The sequence below is a fragment of the Pseudomonas sp. IT-P74 genome (genome assembly GCF_949768175.1).
Taxonomy (GTDB): domain Bacteria; phylum Pseudomonadota; class Gammaproteobacteria; order Pseudomonadales; family Pseudomonadaceae; genus Aquipseudomonas.
In genome coordinates this window covers 1-335 of record NZ_CATKQD010000067.1, presented here as the reverse complement: position 1 = coordinate 335, position 335 = coordinate 1, and the positions used below count along the sequence as shown (strand labels likewise).

Sequence of the window (335 nt, the reverse complement as noted above, 5' to 3'; positions counted from 1 at the left end):
ACCGTAGGTGCCTGTTGAGGAGCCATTGATGCTCCAGGTCGCTGTGGCGTCGTGATCGATGTCGGCCGAGTTGAACTGGCCATTCACGCTGAGCGTGCCGTCTTCCTGCACCGCGCCGGCCTCGTTGCCCGCCACGAAACTGAGCACCGGTGCGTCGTTGCTGCCGGTGACGGTGACGGTCACCAGTTGGGTGTCCACGCCGCCCAGGCCGTCACTGACCTGCACCGTAAACACCTCATTGTGACTCTCGCCCGCCTTCAGCGACTGCACTGCACTGGCAACGCCATCGCTGCCGTTGGCCAGCGTGTAGGTCCATTGGCCGGTGGTGTCGACGA

At 64.2% G+C, this 335-nt stretch carries 1 protein-coding gene; it reads right to left on the bottom strand.

Annotated features, from left to right (window positions below; all coding sequences use genetic code 11):
* The coding region (locus ACM6J5_RS24205; RefSeq protein ID WP_414929481.1) for a VCBS domain-containing protein at positions 1-335 on the bottom strand (335 nt) is incomplete at both ends.